Genomic DNA, 16,073 nt, shown 5'->3' on the forward strand with positions numbered 1-16,073 from the left:
TGTTTCTGACAAGCCACCCGGGCGAATGAATCGCCGGAATCAACGGGCGGGTGGCGGCGTGCAACCATCCGGCAAACCGGGGTGTCTCACCTCATAGCAGCATGAGGAGCGGTCAAGGGGGACATCATGCGACGAACGGCAGCGGCGATGGCGGCGCTGGTCCTGGCGGGAGCCGGGCTGGGCGCGGGGACGGCAGCGGCGGGCACCGCGACGGCGGCCACGGCCCGAGGCCCGGCCTGTCCGACCGGCTGGGGCAGCGGCGCGAAGGGCGGTGTCGCCACCGGAGCCGTGCCGCTGAAGGACATCAGGACCGGCCGGCACGACTGTTTCGACCGCATGGTCTTCGACGTGCCCGGCGGCGGTGCCCTCGCCTATCACGTCCAGTACGTCGACCGGCTCGTGCAGAACGCCACCGGCCGGCACATCCCGGTGGGCGGCGGGGCCGTACTCGACATCCGGGTCGGGGCGCCCGCGTACGACCCGGAAAGCGGCGAACCCGCGTACCCGGGGCAGGCGGGGCGGCCCCTTCCCGGTGTGGATCCCGGCGGCTACCGCGCCTTCCGGGACACCCGGTTCGCCGGCAGCTTCGAGGGTGAGACGCAGGTCGGCCTCGGTGTCCGCGCCCGCCTGCCGTTCCGGGTGACCCGGCCGGCCGGCCGCCTCGTGATCGACGTGGCGCACACCTGGACGGGCGGCCGCTGACGGCTCCCGCGCGGTGCGGACGACACGGCGTGGGCCGTCCCGTCCGGACGGGTGCGCCGGCCGGTGTGCCGTGGTGGGGGCCGGCGGGCCTGAGGTCTGCCCGCCGGCGCCGCGTGCTCGGCTCCGGGCAGAGATGAACGTTTGGACCCCGCGCGCCCGCCGCCCCGGGAGGGCGGGCCCGGCGCCGGAAAGCCGCACCGACGCGGGGTAACCGGAACCTACCCGTCCGCCGGTCGGATGGGAAGCCCCTCCGGGACGGCCGGCGTCCGCCATCCGGCCGACGGAGTCGTTGCCGTACCGGCGATTGCGGGTATATGCCCCTCGGTGTCGACAAAGCGACACTTTCGGTGTCGAACCGGCCTGGGAGGCGCGATGAACGAGGAGCCGCCGGTCCTTCTTCCGTACTCCGACCCGGCCTTCCTGGCGGACCCCTTCCCGCTCTACCGGCGGCTGCGCGAGGAGGGCCCGGTCCGGCGTGCGGTGATCGCCGGCGGACTGGACGCCTGGCTGGTCACGCGCTACGACGACGGACTCGCCGCCCTGTCCGACCCGAGGCTGAGCAGCGATGTCCGGGACGCCGCGGACCCGCGCCTCACCGGACAGCTACCCCGGTTCGAACGCGAGTCGATGATGAGCAGCATGCTGCGTTCCGACCCGCCCGACCACACCCGGCTGCGCCGCCTGGTCTCGAAGGCGTTCACCGCGCGCCGGGTCGCCGGGCTGCGGCCCCGCGTCCAGGAGATCGCCGACGGGCTTCTCGACAAGGTGGCGCCGGCCGGCCGGGTCGACCTCGTGGCGGACTTCGCGCTGCCCCTGCCGGTCACCGTCATCGGCGAACTGCTCGGCGTACCGGTGGACGAACGGGACGACTTCCAGCGGTGGACCGACGCCATGCTCGTCCGCGACGAGCATCTGCCCGACCCGGCCGTCGTCGACCAGGCGTGGCGACGGATGCACGCCTACCTGACGGAACACCTGGAGGCCAAGCGCGCCCGGCCCGGCGACGATCTCCTCAGCGCGCTGATCAGCGCCCACGACGAGGAACGGCGGCTGAGCGACGACGAACTCCTCGCCATGACCTTCCTGCTGCTGGTGGCCGGGTACATCACGACGGTCAACCTGATCGGCGGCGGCATCGCCGCGCTGCTCGCCCACCCGGGGCAGTTGTCCCTGCTGCGGGAGCGTCCGGAACTGCTGCCCGACGCGATCGAGGAGTTCCTGCGCTACGACGGACCGGTCAGTCCGGGCATCGCCCGGTTCGCCCGCGAGGACGTCGAGATCGCGGGCGTGACCATCCCGCGCGGGGCGACCGTGCTGGTCGCGTCCGCGATCGCCGACCGCGACCCGGCACGGTTCACCGACCCCGACACCCTGGACGTCACCCGGGGCGACAACGGGCATCTGGCCTTCGGGCACGGCATCCACTACTGCCTGGGCGCACCGCTCGCCCGGCTGGAGGGCCGGATCGCCATCGGGACGGTGCTGCGGCGCCTCCCGGACCTGGCCCTCGCGGTGCCGCCGGCCGCGCTGACCCGACGGCCCGGCGCCCTGCGCGGACCCGCGCGGCTGCCCGTCACGTTCACTCCCGGCGGCCGGACGGCCTGACGGCTGGGCGCCCGACTGGCCGGGGCTGACGGTTCGGCGCCCGACCGGTCGGGGCTGACGGCTCGACGTCCGACCGGACCGGGCTGGCCGTTCGGCGTCCGGCCGCTCCGAGCTGTCCGGAGGCGCCCGGCTGCTCCGGGCTGGCCGTTCGGCGCCCGGCCACTTCGGTCTGTCCGGCGGTGCCCGGCCGCTTCGGGCTGACGTTCGGCGTCCGGTGGCTCCGGACTGACGGTTGGCGTCCGGCCACTTCGGCCTGTCCGGCGGTGCCCGGCCGCTCCGGCCTGTCCGGGGGCGCTCGGCCGCTTCGGGCTGACGTTCGGCGTCCGGTGGCTCCGGACTGACGGTTGGCGTCCGGCCGCTCCGGGCTGACCGTTCGGAGCCCGGCCCGCTTCGGTCTGCCCGAGGGCGCCTGACCTCTTCGGGCTGTCCGACGCGCCCGACCGCTCCGGGCTGTACGTCGCTGAAGTCTGCCCGGGCAGGGACGCCCTCGGCTGCCCGTGCCGGCACAAGACCGGTGACATTGCCGGTCCGGTCCTGTCGCGCGGCACCGACAGTGGCACTGCCAACCCCACTGGCATCCCCACTGGCGACCCCCGTCGACCGGCGCGTTCTCGCGTGTCCCGCGTCCGCACGGGCGGCTCGCCGCGACAGAGAGGACGACTCGTCGTGCAGCACCCGCGCACCAGCACCAGCACGAGTACCGGCACCAGCACCACGGCCCCGGCGCCGTCCCACCCTTCAGGTCCGGCCCGGCCGGCCCGCCGCCGCCGTACCGGCCGGCTCGCGGCCCTCGCCGCCGCGGTCACCGCCGTCGTCGGCCTGACCACGCTCGGCGGGCCGGCGGCTCACGGTGCGGACAACCCCTACGAGCGCGGCCCGGCGCCCACCGAATCGAGCATCGAGGCGGCCCGCGGTCCCTACAGCGTCGCGGAGACCACCGTCTCCCGGCTCGCCGTCACCGGCTTCGGCGGAGGCACCATCTACTACCCGACCAGCACCGCCGACGGCACCTTCGGCGCCGTGGCCGTCTCACCCGGCTACACCGGCACCCAGTCCAGCATCTCCTGGCTCGGGCCCCGTCTGGCGTCCCAGGGGTTCGTCGTCTTCACCATCGACACGCTCACCACCCTCGACCAGCCCGACTCCCGGGGGAACCAGCTCCTCGCCGCGCTCGACTACCTCACGCAGAGCAGCTCCGTCCGCAGCCGTATCGACACGAGCCGCCTCGGCGTCATGGGCCACTCGATGGGCGGCGGCGGCAGCCTGGAGGCGGCCAAGACCCGGCCCTCGCTCCAGGCGGCGATCCCGATGACCCCGTGGAACCTCGACAAGACCTGGCCCGAGATCAAGACCCCCACCCTGATCTTCGGCGCCGACGGTGACACGATCGCCCCGGTCGCCACCCACGCCGAGCCCTTCTACACCACGCTCCCCGCCTCGCTCGACCGGGCGTACCTGGAGCTGAACGGCGCCACCCACTTCACGCCCAACACCTCGAACACGACGATCGCGAAGTACAGCGTCTCCTGGCTGAAGCGGTTCATTGACGACGACACCCGCTACGAGCAGTTCCTGTGCCCGCTGCCGCGGCCGGGCCTGACCATCGAGGAGTACCGGGGCAACTGCCCGCACACCTCCTGACCGGCTGTCCGTACCCGCCCGTCCGTCCGGGACCCGGCAGGCACCGGGGCCGTACCGCGGGACCCGGACGTATGGCTTCCGCACTTCCTTACGGGTCAGTAAGGTCTCGGGAATGAGCGGACAGACGGCTGCGGGATTCGCCGTACCGCGGTGCCGGCCGGGTCTGGTCACGGCCCTGCTGGAGCGGCTCGGCGGTGGCGGGGCGTGCGTCGTGACCGGCGAGCCCGGGAGCGGCCGCTCCACCCTCCTGGCCCTGGCCGCCCGCGCGTTCGGCACCGGACGCGTGGTGACGGTGCCAGGCGGCCGCGGGTCCGGGGCCGGCCCGGTGGTGACGGTGCCGGATGTCCGCGGGTCCGGTGCCGGGTCCGTGGTGACCGTGTCCACCCGGTCCGACCAGTCCGGCCGGTCCGGCCGGTTCCGGCAGCCGCTGGCCGGGCTGAGGGCGCTGTGCCGGGCGGCCGGGGTGCCGACAGCCGTCGCCGCCGGCCCGGTGCGCCGGCTCATCGGCGCCCTGGAGGCGACCGCCGCGCCCGGTACCGTCCTCCTCTGCGTCGACGACGCCGATCTGTGGGACACCGCCTCCCGGGCCGCCCTCGGCCGGCTGGGCGCGTGCCTGTCCGCGGGAGGCGGGATCGCCCTGCTGCTCACCGTCGCCGGACACCGGCCGGTGGACCCGGAGTTCGGCGGCCTGCCGCTGCTGCGCCTCGCCCCGCTGTCCACGGCCGACGCCGCCGCCCTGCTGGACGCCGCCGCGCCCGTACCGCTCGACCCCTGGGTGCGCGAGGAGATCTCGGCCGCCGCGGAAGGCAACCCGGGCCTCCTCCTCGGGGTGCTCCAGCGCCTGACGCCGGCTCAGCTCGGCGGCGCCGCACCGCTGCCGCGCCCGCTGGCCGACGCCGGCACGCTGACCGCGCTGGCGGGCCGCCATCTGACCGGGCTGCCGCCGCTGCACCGGGACATGCTGCTCGTGACCGCGGCGGCCGTCCACGTCTCGGGCGAGCCGGCCGCCGACGCCGAGGCCGTACACCGCGCGACGGCACGACTCGCCGGAGCCGCACCGGACACCGCGCTGCCGCCGACCCCGCCCGTCGAGGAGGAGCCGGGCCGGGACGGACGGCCGGTACCACTCGCCGGGCGCGCACCCGACCATGACCCGCTGTCGGCCCCGCGCTCCGGGCGCGTACCGGACCCTGACCCGCTGCCCGCCCCGCGCACCGAGGGTGTGCCGAGCGGCGAGCGTCTCCCGGCCCCACCCGCGGAGTGCCCCGCGGACACCGATCCGCCGCCCGCCCCGCCCGCCCCGCCCGCCCCGCCCGCTCCGCGCGTCGGGCGCACCCCGGATCGCGCTCCTCTCCGTGATCCCCGGCCGGCCCCGCCCGCCGGCACCTCCCGGCCCGCACCCCGCGTCGCCCCCGACGGGTCCGGCGCCGGTGACGGCGTGCCGCGGCCGGGGCTCGTCGCGTTGCCGGAGGCGCTCTTCGCCGCCGAGGGCCGGGTCGGTTTCCGCAGCGCGGTGCTGTGCCGGGCCGTGTACGCCGGTGCGCCGGCCGAGCGGCGCCGGGCCGCCCACGCGGCGCTGGCCCGCGTGCTGCCCGCCGGACCCGGTCCCCTCGCGCTGCTGCACCGCTCCTGGACCCGCACCGCCCCCGCACCGGCGCTCGCGGCCGGGCTCGCGGACAGTGCGGCGGACCCGGCGTCGACGGCCCCGCCCGCGCTGCGCTGCACGGCCCTGACCCGGGCCGCCGAACTCGCCTCGGACGGCGCCGACCGGGTCCGCTGGCACACGGCCGCCGCCGAGCAGGCCCTCCTGGCCGGCCGGTCCGCCCAGGCGCTGCGGCTGCTCGACACGGACCGCGGCCGGCCGGTGCCCGCGGCGGTGCGCGCGCGTGCCGAACTGCTGCGCGGCACGGTACTGCGCTGGGACGGCCCGGTCGACGACGCCCGCGAAACCCTGCTGCTCGCCGGGGCGCTGTCCGCTCCGTACGACACCGAGCGGTCCGCCGCTGCCGCCCTGGCCGCTGCGGACGCCGCCTGGTCGGCCGGCGACGTGGAGGCGTGCCTGCGTGCCCTGGCACAGGGCCGCTCGTGGGCCGGCGTCCACCGGGGGCGGGAGACGGCCGGCGCGGGCCCGGCGGACCGGGCACCCGAGGTCCCGGCCGCCCGGGACAGCGGTGTCCTTTCGGCCCTGCGCGACCACTGCGCGGGCATGTGCGCGGTCCTGCACGGCCGGTTCGACCGGGCCGGGGCCCCGCTGCGGCGGGTCGTGGACCGCGCGTGGACGACGGACGACCCCGAGGAACTGCTGCGCGCGGCCTCGGCAGCCCTGCTGCTCGGCGACATCGCCGCCGCCCGCCGGGCCGGTGCCCGCGCGCTCGCGGTGGCCCGTACGCACGGGTCGGCGCTGCACGAGGCGCGCGCCCTGGAGTACCTGGCCTACGGCGAACTGCGGGCCGGCCGGCACGCGTCGGCCCGCGCGCACGCCGAGGAGGGCCTGCGCAGCGCCTACCGGACCGGGCAGCGCAACACGGCCGCCCACCACCACGCCGTACTGGCCCTGGCGGCGTCGATCGCCGGCGAGGCGCACACCGTGGCCGACCACGCGACGGCGGCGATGACCATCGCGCGCCGGCACGGGCTGGCCCAGGCCGCCGCGCTGGCCCAGTGGGCGATGGCCCGCGCCGATCTGGGCCACGGCCGGCCCCGGGAGGCCGCCGAGCGGCTCGCACCGCTGGTGCGGCCCGGCTCCGGACCGGGCCACTTCGCCGTCTGGATGCTCGCCGTACCGTGTTACGTGGAGGCGTGCGCGCTCGCCCGGCAGCCGGAGGGCGCCCGGGACGCGGTGGAGGACTTCGCGGCGTGGGCCGCGTGCGACGCCGACCCGCAGGCCGCGGCCCAACTGCTGCGCTGCCGCGCCCTGCTGGCCGCACCCGAGGATGCCGACCCGCTGTACCGGCAGGCGCTGCGGCGGCACGGGGAGACCGCCGGCGACTTCGAACGGGCGCGCACGGAGCTGCTGTACGGCAAGTGGCTGCGCCGACGCCGGCGGCTGCGCGAGGCGCGGAGCCAACTGCGGGCCGCGCTGCTGGACTTCGAGCGCTGCGGTGCCGGGCCGTGGGCGCAGCAGGCGGCGGCGGAACTCCGGGCGAACGGGGTCACCGGGGCCGGGGCGGACGGCGTGCTGGGCGGGGCCGGAACGGGAGCGGCCGGGGCCGGGGCCGCGGTCCTTCCGGACGGGCTGGCCCGGCTGACCCCGCAGCAGTTGCGCATCGCCCGCCGCGTCGCCCAGGGACTCACCAACCGGGAGGTGGCCCTGAGCCTGTCGGTGAGCACCCGCACCGTCGACTACCACCTGCGCAAGGTCTTCGCCGCCCTCGGTGTCCGCTCCCGGGTGGAACTGGCGCGCCTGGTGGAGCAGGCGGCGAAGACCGCCGTGGAGCCGCGACCGCCGTCGCGGCACACGTCGTTCCTGTCGGGGCTCGTCGAGTGACCGCACGGCCGCGCCGTCGGCCGGGAGGTCGGCATGCGGGAGGGGAGACCGGTGGTCCGGTCTCCCCTCCCGCACGGTCCGCGGTCTCCCGTCACGGCGCTCAGCTCAGGCGCAGCGCCTCGCGCAGGGTGGTGAACAGGTCGGTCTGGTTGGTGACGCCGAGCACCCGGTAGGCCAGCGGGCCCTGGGCGGCGATGCGCACCTCCGTGCCGGTGTGCTCCTGGGACTGGCCCGGCGTGTTGGTCGAGTAGTTGACCTTCAGCGGCTGGCCCTCGTTGGTGACCAGGGTGGAGGACAGGCCGGGCGGCGTGGCCTCCAGCGGGACGATCTGGCTGGTGTGGCCGTGGTCGGCGGTGGTGACGACGAGCGTGTCCGGGTGCTTGGCCGCGTAGGCGCGGGCGACCCGCACCGCGCGGTCGAAGGCGGCGGTCTCGCCGATCTGCCCGCACGGGTCCGCGGCGTGGTCCTGCTTGTCGATGGAGGCGCCCTCGATCTGCAGGAAGAAGCCCTTCTTGGAGTGCTTGCGCTGCTGCTTGGCCTCCAGGAGCTGGATCGCCTTGGTGGCGGAGTCCGCCAGGGCCGGCGTGGCGGCCGGCCGGTTCGGGTTGGAGGTGACGCAGCGCTGCGGGGCGGTGCCGCCGACGGCGGCCGGCTTGCCGGTCCACTCGACCGGCACGTTGCCGCCGGCGAACAGGCCGAGGACCGGCTTGCCCGGCTTGGCGGCCTTCATCGAGGCGTTGTCGGTGACGACCTGGTAACCCAGCTTCTTCGCCTGCTCGGTGACGGTGAGACCCTTGTACGCGCCGTGGGTGACCTTCTGGTCGAAGCGCTGCCTGCCGCCGCCGAAGAGGACGTCGACCTTGTGGTTGACGGACTGCTCGGCGATCGAGCCCGGGCCGCCCGCCGCGATCGTGTCGGCGGGGCACTTGGCCATGTCGGCCGGGCCCTGGCAGGAACGGTCGGTGACGTGGGAGGCGAGCACGGCCGGGGTGGCGTCGGTCAGTTCGGCGGTGGTCACGCTGCCGGTGGCGTAGCCGTTCTTCTGCGCCAGCTCCAGGATCGTCCGCACGGCCTTGTCGGAGCCGGGCGTCTTGGAGATGCGGCCGTTGACCGTCTTCACACCGGTCGCCCAGCCGGAACCGCTCGCTGCGGAGTCGGTGACGTAGTCCGGTGTGCCGTCCGCGTGCACGGCGTACGTCGTGTACGCACCGGTCAGCGGGAACTTGTCCATGTTCAGGCGGCCGTTGGCGCCGACCGTGTAGTCACGGGCCAGCGTGATCTCCGAGTCCCCCATGCCGTCACCGATCAGCAGGATGACGTTCTTCGCCTTGCCGCCCTGGATGGCGTCCTCGGCCTGCTGCCTGGTGTCGGTCGCGCCGGCGCCCGTCGTGACGGCGGCGACGGCGGCGGTGGAGGCCAGCAGCGCGGTGGCCAGGGTGAGGTGACGGCGGGACGGTCTGTGCATGGAAACGACTCCTTGAAACATCCCGGACGGGATGAACGGCTTGCGACGGGCATCAGCCCACCACCCGTCCGTGAACCACTCGCAAACCCCTGGTGCGGCGCGAGTGGCTGGCGCGTGGCACCCGGGAAGGCGGCCGACGCTCGCTGCCGCACCCCGGCGCCACCGGCCGGCTCACGGTCCGGCGGCGCGGCGGACCCGAGCCGGCGTCCCGGCCGCACGCCCTGCCCGGGCTGACCCGGCGGGAACGGGACATCCCGGCCCTCATCGGCGAGGGCCTCACACCGTCGCCAGGGCGGCGGCACCCGGCTGGTCTGGCCCGCGCCCCTGACCACGCAGCTCCCGGCGGGTCCGCGCTCACCCGGCCGGCGTACCGCACGCGGCCGGGCGGCCGTACCCCGCCGGGCCGCGGGCCGTTTGGCCGGGCCGGGTGCCGTGGGATCGGTCATGGTGGAGATGCAGGGCGACGGCCGACGGCCCGAGGAGTGAGGAACCATGGCCGAACACGCAGCACCGGGACAGCAGCCGCCGGCGGACGGCGGGCCCCCGCAGGGTGACCTCGGGCGCCGCATCGAACGGCGCCGCCGCGAGCTGGGCCTCAGCGTGGCGGAACTGGCGTTCCGGGCGGCCATGGCACCGACCTACATCGAGCACCTGGAGAAACACAGCACCGCCGTACCGGAGGCCGGCACCCTGCTCCGGCTGGCCGGGGCGCTGCGGACCAGTCCCACGGAGCTGGGCGGCGGCAACGTCGACCTGCCGCCGGGCATCGGGCAGGCCGCCCGCACGCCCCGCTTCACCGAACTGGGCGAGGACGAGTGCCGCCGGCTGCTGTCGGCCCACGGCGTCGGCAGGATCGCGGTGTCCACCGACGCGGCCCCGGTCGTCGTACCCGTCAACTACACCGTCATCGACGACGCCGTCGTCCTGCGGACGGAACGCGGGACGGCCGCGCTGCACGGACTCGGCCGCGAGGTGGCCTTCGAGGTCGACCGCGTGGACGACGCGCTCAGCCAGGGCTGGAGCGTGGTGGTGCGCGGCCGCGCCGAGGCCGTGACCGATCCCGAGGCCGTACGCCGACTCGCCGAGCGGGCCTACAGCGCGCCGTGGGCCGGCGGGGAGCGCGAGGTCTGGGTCCGCATCCCCCTGACCGCGCTGACCGGCCGCCGCATCGAGACCTGGTGAGCCGCCCGGCGCCTCCGGTCCCGCGGGACCGGAGGCGCCGGCCCGTCCGCGCTCAGTCGACCCGCAGCGGGATCGCCCGCAGGCCGCGCACCGCACCCGGCCGGCGCTCCATCTCCGCCGCCGGGACGGCCAGCCGCAGACGGGGGTAGCGGCGCAGCGCGGTGGCCAGCACGATCTCCACCTCCAGGGAGGCGAGGCGGGCCCCCACGCAGTAGTGCAGTCCGTGACCGAAGCCCAGCGAACGGGCCGTGAACGACCGACCGATGTCGAACGTCGCCGGGTCCGGCCAGTGCTCGGGGTCGCGGTTGGCGGAGGCCGTGCTGACGATGACGTAGGAACCCTTGGGGATGGTCGTGCCCCCGATCTCGACGTCTTCCAGGGCATAGCGGCTCAGTCCCGGCGTGACCGGACCGTCGTACCGCATGGTCTCCTCGATCACGGCCGGGATCAGGCCGGAGTCCGCCCGTACGGCGGCGAGTTGGTCCGGGTGCTGCAACAGCGCGACCAGGGCGTTGCCGATCAGCTGCGCGGAGGGCTCGTAGCCGCCGAAGAGGACGATCCCGACCATGCTGACCAGTTCGTCCTCCGTCAGGCGTTCGCCGTCCGCCTCGGCGGCGAGGAGGTCACTGATGAGGTCGGCCCGCGGCGTGGCACGGCGGGCGTCGATCAGTTCGCGTACGTAGGCGTCGAACGCGTCGAGGGCCGCGACCACGCGCAGCGCGGCCTCGTCGTCGGCGATATGGCCGCCGACCACGGAGGCGGCGGTGCGGAACAGCGCGGTGTCGGTGGCCGGGACGCCCAGCAGCTCGCAGATCACCGTGATGGGGAGCCGGTTCGCCACCGTCTCGACCAGGTCGAACTCGGGCGCGTCCCCCAGCGCGTCGAACAGCTCGTCCGTGCTGCGCTGGATGCGGTCGCGCAGCCCCTCGACGCGCTTGGCGCTGAACCCCCGGACGATGAGCTTGCGCAGGCGGTCGTGGTCCGGCGGGTCGAGGTTGGCCATCGCGCGGCCGAGGAGCTGCGTGGTGCGCAGGCTGACCTGGGCGCGCGGCGGCAGCGGCTCGGGCGGCAGGCTCTGCTGGAGACCGCGCCCGAGCTCGTTGCTCAGCCGGAGGTCCTCCAGGGCCCGAAGCACGTCGTCGTGGCGTGTGACCAGCCAGCGTTCGGCGCCGTTGGGCAGCGTGACCAGGTGCACCGGGCCCTCGCTCCGCAGCCGGTCGAGGGCGGGGAAGGGGTCCTGGACGAAGTCGGGCCCGAGGGTGTGGTCGGTGGCGGAAGCGGCTGCCAGGTGCGGGCAGCAGCGCTGGGCGAGCGAGGTCATCGGCATCCTTCGTTGGTCGTCCGTCAGGCGTCGGGTGAGTCCGGGCGCGGGGGCCGCCGGTCCTGGCCGGGGCCGGGTGGTACGGGCACGGGCGGGCCGGTGCCGCCGGGCGGCTCCGCCGCCGTCCCCCGCCGTCCCCCGCGGGCGCCGAGGACGAAGCACACGGCGGCCAGGACCTGGCAGAGGGCCAGCAGGGCGAACACGGTGTGCAGCGGCAGGCTCTCCGCCGCCACTCCGCTGGCGACCAGGCCGACGCTCCCGCCGGTCAGCCCGAACGCGGCGATCAGGGTGAGCGCCGTCGACCGCAGCGGAGCCGGGATGCGCGCGGTGCGCACGGCCGCGATCGGCCCGTTGGACAGGCCGTTGAGCAGCCCGGCGACGCACAGGACGGCGGCCAGTCCGAGCGCGTTCAGCGGCAGCAGCAGGGCGAAGAAGGCCGCGGTCTGGCCGAGCCTGCCGAGGACCGACAGCCGCGTCGGGGACAGACGGCGCAGCGCCCGTCCGACGAGCAGGGTGCCGCTGAGCGCTCCGCCGCCGAAGGCGCCGAGCAGCAGACCGGCCAGGCTCGCCGAGCCGCCGTACTGCTCGCGGGCGAGGACCGGCAGCAGGACGAACAGGGCCTGCCACGCCGTCTCGGTGAGGACCTGTCCGACGGTCCAGCAGCCCAGCAGCCGGTCGCGGCGCAGCACGCGCACCGCGGCCCCGGTGTTCCGGCCGGCGGTGCGGACCGGCGGGGCGAGGCCGCGCGGGATGCGGGAACCGAGGATCAGCGCGGAGGCCAGATAGGTCCCGGCGTCCAGGAGCAGCACGGTCGGCGCACCGAGCCAGCTCACGAGCAGCCCGGAGACGGGCGGCGCGATCAGGATGGCGAGGCGGGTCGCGCCCTGGAGGCCGGCGTTGGCCCGGCTGAGCAGTTTCTCGTCCTCGCCGGCGAGGAACGGCAGCAGCGCCTGCTGACTGGCGGTGTACGGGGCGAAGAAGGAGCCGATGGCGAACAGCAGGAGCATGACCACGGGCAGCGGCAGCACCCCGGCCTGGTGCAGCAGCGGCACCAGCGCCACCAGCAGGGCACGGCTGTAGTCGGACGCCACCAGCACCCGGCGCGGGCCGAGGCGCCCGCTCAGCGGAGCCCCCAGCACACCGAAGAGGGCGACGGCGATCATCTGGGCCGCCATCACCACCCCCATGTCCGCCGCCGAACCCGTGCTCTCCAGGACGAACCAGGGCATGGCCACGGCGCTGAGCTGCGAGCCGCTCATGGAGAGCACCTCGGCGACCAGCACCGTGCGGAGCACGCCGCGCGATGCGCTGCCGGACGGTGCGGACATCAGCCGTCACTTCCCCGGCCGCCCCGGCCGCGCGAGCCCCGCTCCGCCAGCGCCCGGCGCGCCCGCGCCGCCCGGTCGCGGAGCCCGTCGGCGGGCGCGGCGGGCTGTGCCGCGGAAGCCGTGAGGAACCGCGCCAGAGCGGCGACCGTGGTGTGCTCGTAGAGCGCGGTCAGGGTCAGCGCGGCGAACCCGCGCCCGGTGAGCGAGGTGTGCAGCCGGGTGAGCAGCAGGGAGTTGCCGCCCAGGTCGAAGAAGTTGTCGTGCACGCCGATCTCGTCGCGGCCCAGGACCTCGGCCCAGGCGGCCGTGATCCGCCGTTCCGTGTCGTCCCGCGGGGCGGTCCGCTCGGCGGCCACCGGCAGGTCCTCCCGGCGCGGCCGCGGCAGCCGCGCGGTGTCGACCTTCCCGCTGGCGTTCAGGGGCAGCCGGTCCAGCCACACGTACGCCTCGGGGACCAGGTGGGCGGGCAGCCGGGACCGCAGGTCGTCCAGGAGTTCGACGCGGCCGGGCCGCTGCCCGGCCGGTGCCGCCGCGACGAGGTAGGCGACCAGCTCGGGTGTGCGGCCCGGGTCGCCGTGCACGAGGGCCGAGGACACCGCGGGGTGCCGCAGCAGCGCCGCCTCGATCTCGCCCGGTTCGATCCGGTGCCCCCGTACCTTCAGCTGCCGGTCCGCCCGGCCCAGGTACTCGACGGTGCCGTCCGGCAGCCACCGGCCCCGGTCGCCGGTGCGGTAGACCGGGCCGGCGGGGCCGTGGAAGCGCTCCGCCGTCAGCTCCGGCCGCCGCCAGTAGCCGGCCGCGACGCCCGCGCCCCGCAGGACGATCTCGCCGGGCACCCCGGCGGCGCAGCGCCGCCCCGCCGCATCCAGGATCTCGGCCCGGGTCCCGGCGATGGGCCGGCCGATGGTGTTCACCGGCCCGGTGGCACCGCCGGAGAGGTCGTGCGTGAGCGCGATCACGGTCGATTCGGTGGGACCGTAGGCGTTGCGTATCCGGTACGGGGTGCCGGCCGGAGGCGTCCTCGTCAGGGCGGCGGCACCGACGATGAGCTGGCGCAGCCTCGGCAGTGCCGCCCCGGACGCCCACAGTGCCTCCGCGAGCGGGGTGGCGAGCAGGACGACGGAGACCCGCCGCCGGGTGAGCCAGTCCGCCAGGTCGTCGGCGGCCGGTGCTCCCTCGTGGGGGACGACGCAGCCGCCGGAGGCGAGGGCCGACCACACGTCCCACTGGGTGGCGTCGAAGGCGACTCCCAGGAGCTGCCCGGTCCGGTCCTCGGGTCCCAGGCCGAACGACTCCCGGCCCCACGAGACGAGCTGGGCCAGGCCGCGGTGGCGGACGACGACGCCCTTCGGCCTGCCCGTCGTACCGGAGGTGTAGACGATGTACGCCGCCGCCTGCGCCGAGGCCAGGTGCGGGCCGACGGCGTCCGTGCCCGTCGCCGGCCGGTCCTCTCCCGGCCGGTCCTCTCCTGGCCGGCCGGCCACGGCACCCGGCACGTCCAGGACCGGGAGGCCGGCCGTGGCGGGGTGCGCCGCGCCGGAGGGGCCGTCGGCGATCACGGCGCACGCGCCCAGGTCGTCGAGCAGCTCGCCCACCCGGGCCGCCGGGGCGTCCGGGTCCAGCGGACAGAAGGCGGCGCCCGCGTACCAGGCGGCGAGCATCGCGACGACGAGGTCCTCGCCCCGGCGCAGCAGCAGGGCCACCACCGGGTCGTCGGCCGGGCACAGCGGCCGCAGGCGCGCGGCGAGGGCCAGGGCGCGCCGGTGCAGTCCGGCGTAGGTGAGGACGCCGCGCGCGGTGTCCACGGCCGGGGCGTCGGGCGTCTCGCGGATCCAGCGGCCGAGCAGTTCCGGGACGGTGGTCTCCGGGCCGGCCTCGCCGCCGTTCTCCCAGGCGTCCAGGCGGGCGAGTTCCGCGGCGTCGTCCGCCACCAGGTCGAGGGTGTCGAGACGGCTGCCGAGGGACTCCGGGAGCCGGGCCAGCAGCCGCCCGAACAGCGCCGCCAGCCGGGCGACGTCGGCCCGGTGGGCCTGGTCGCCGCGGTAGGAGAAGGCCGCCTCCAGGGTGTCACCGGAGACCGTCAGCACCACGGTCAGGCCGAACTTGGCCCGGTAGCCGGCGTCCTGCGCGGACAGCGGCAGCCTGACCAGCGTGCTCCCGCCCAGCGCGGGCGGCTCGGCGGGGACGGTCTCCAGGCTCAGGGTCACCCCGGCGTACGGGACGTGGCCGGGCCGGCGCGGCGGGTTCAGCCGCTCCACCACCTTCTCGAAGGGGATGCCGCTGTGCTGGTACGCCTCCAGGACTTCGTCGCGCAGACCGACGAGCAGGTCCCGCAGCGTCGCGTCGGCGGCGGGGCGCGAGCGCAGCGCCACCGTGTTGAGGCACGGCCCGATCAGCCCCGCGAAGCGCGGGTCGTCGCGCTGCGCGAGCGGGGCACCGAAGACGACGTCGTCCCGGCCGGTCCAGCGGTGCAGAACGGCGGCCAGCGCCGTCGCCGCGAGCTGGTACAAGGTGCAGACCTGCTCCTGCTGGACGCGGCGCAGCCGGGCGGCCAGGCCCGCGGGCAGGGGAACGGTCACGGTGCCGTTGCCCTCCGGGTCCGGTCCGCAGGGCGAGAGGTCCAGGTGGGCGGGCGCCCCGGCGAGGTGGTCGGTCCAGTACGCCAGCTCGGCGGCCCGCTGCCCGGCGTCGCCGCCGTCCTGCGCGGCGACGAAATCCCGGTACTGCGCGCGGCCGTCGCTTCTGCCGGGCACCGCCGGGTCCGGGCCGTGCCCGGGCGCCGGGCCGCCGCCGGACGCCTCCGCGTAGCAGTCGGCCAGCTCGCGCAGGAAGATCGGGGCGGACTCGCCGTCCCACACCAGGTGGTGCAGGCGGACGAAGAGCACCTGTCCCCGGGGGCCGCCCGTCTCCAGCAGCGCCGCGGTCAGCAGCCGGCCCGACGCCGGGTCGAACGGTTCGTCGGCGGCCCGGCCGAGCCACGCGTGCAGCGCGTCCTTGGGGGAGTCCTCCGCGCGCAGGTCGACCTGGTCCACCCGGGGGCTCCAGGGCGCGCCGATCCGCTGCCGCAGGGTGCCGTCCCGCTCCTCGAACCGGGTGCGCAGGATCTCGAACCGTGCCACCAGCAGCGCGAAGGCCCGCCGCAGGGTGTCCGCGTCGAGCGGCGGGCCGGCCACCCGCCAGGCCAGCGGCACGTTGTACGTGGCGGCGGCGTCCATCCGCTCCGCGAGCCAGATCCGCTGCTGGAACGCCGAGGCCGGGACCACCACCTCCTCGTCCGGCTCCGGGGCGCCGGACGGGCGGCCCTGGGTGGTGTGGTCGGGGACCGTCATGGCAACTGCTCCT

9 protein-coding genes are annotated in these 16,073 nt (G+C 76.0%); 5 read left to right on the plus strand and 4 right to left on the minus strand.

Annotation, left to right across the window (positions count from 1 at the left end):
- The first annotated feature begins 126 nt into the window (after positions 1 to 126).
- The 4 genes from ACZ4SV_RS34405 to ACZ4SV_RS34420 all read left to right on the plus strand — a co-directional run bounded on the left by ACZ4SV_RS34405 (position 127) and on the right by ACZ4SV_RS34420 (position 7,435).
- Positions 127 to 702: an AMIN-like domain-containing (lipo)protein gene (locus ACZ4SV_RS34405; RefSeq protein WP_365883407.1), complete on the plus strand. Its 576-nt coding sequence runs from the start codon at positions 127 to 129 to the stop codon at positions 700 to 702.
- Between the two features lie 372 nt (positions 703 to 1,074).
- Positions 1,075 to 2,307 (plus strand): cytochrome P450 family protein, encoded by a 1,233-nt coding sequence (locus tag ACZ4SV_RS34410; RefSeq protein WP_468010211.1) that lies wholly within the window; start codon positions 1,075 to 1,077, stop codon positions 2,305 to 2,307.
- A 666-nt stretch (positions 2,308 to 2,973) separates the two neighbouring features.
- A complete protein-coding gene (gene bdeA / locus ACZ4SV_RS34415; protein ID WP_468010215.1) occupies positions 2,974 to 3,948 on the plus strand; it encodes a bis(hydroxyethyl) terephthalate hydrolase in 975 nt (324 codons plus the stop codon).
- 112 nt (positions 3,949 to 4,060) lie between these two features.
- Positions 4,061 to 7,435 (plus strand): helix-turn-helix transcriptional regulator, encoded by a 3,375-nt coding sequence (locus ACZ4SV_RS34420; protein WP_468010219.1) that lies wholly within the window; start codon positions 4,061 to 4,063, stop codon positions 7,433 to 7,435.
- A 100-nt stretch (positions 7,436 to 7,535) separates the two neighbouring features.
- Here the strand turns inward: ACZ4SV_RS34420 and ACZ4SV_RS34425 are convergent, their stop codons facing one another.
- Positions 7,536 to 8,900 carry an alkaline phosphatase gene (locus tag ACZ4SV_RS34425; protein ID WP_468010222.1) on the minus strand — a complete coding sequence of 455 codons (1,365 nt, stop codon included), beginning with the start codon at positions 8,898 to 8,900 and terminating at the stop codon, positions 7,536 to 7,538.
- 492 nt (positions 8,901 to 9,392) lie between these two features.
- Between ACZ4SV_RS34425 and ACZ4SV_RS34430 the strand changes: the two genes are divergently transcribed.
- Positions 9,393 to 10,082, plus strand: coding sequence for a helix-turn-helix domain-containing protein (locus tag ACZ4SV_RS34430; RefSeq protein ID WP_397936045.1), 690 nt, complete (start codon positions 9,393 to 9,395; stop codon positions 10,080 to 10,082).
- A gap of 52 nt (positions 10,083 to 10,134) precedes the next feature.
- Here ACZ4SV_RS34430 and ACZ4SV_RS34435 read toward each other — a convergent pair whose 3' ends face one another.
- The 3 genes from ACZ4SV_RS34435 to ACZ4SV_RS34445 are packed head-to-tail and all read right to left on the minus strand — an operon-like array spanning position 10,135 to position 16,060.
- Positions 10,135 to 11,403, minus strand: coding sequence for a cytochrome P450 family protein (locus ACZ4SV_RS34435; RefSeq protein ID WP_468010228.1), 1,269 nt, complete (start codon positions 11,401 to 11,403; stop codon positions 10,135 to 10,137).
- Positions 11,404 to 11,426: 23 nt separating this feature from the next.
- Entirely contained in the window at positions 11,427 to 12,731 is a 1,305-nt protein-coding gene (locus ACZ4SV_RS34440; protein WP_468010232.1) for an MFS transporter, read from the minus strand.
- On the minus strand, positions 12,731 to 16,060 hold the full coding sequence (locus ACZ4SV_RS34445) for a non-ribosomal peptide synthetase (protein ID WP_468010236.1): 3,330 nt from the start codon (positions 16,058 to 16,060) through the stop codon (positions 12,731 to 12,733). The genes ACZ4SV_RS34440 and ACZ4SV_RS34445 overlap by 1 nt, the downstream gene beginning before the upstream one ends.
- Positions 16,061 to 16,073: the final 13 nt, after the last annotated feature.

The sequence above is a fragment of the Streptomyces sp. NPDC027672 genome, assembly GCF_055566335.1.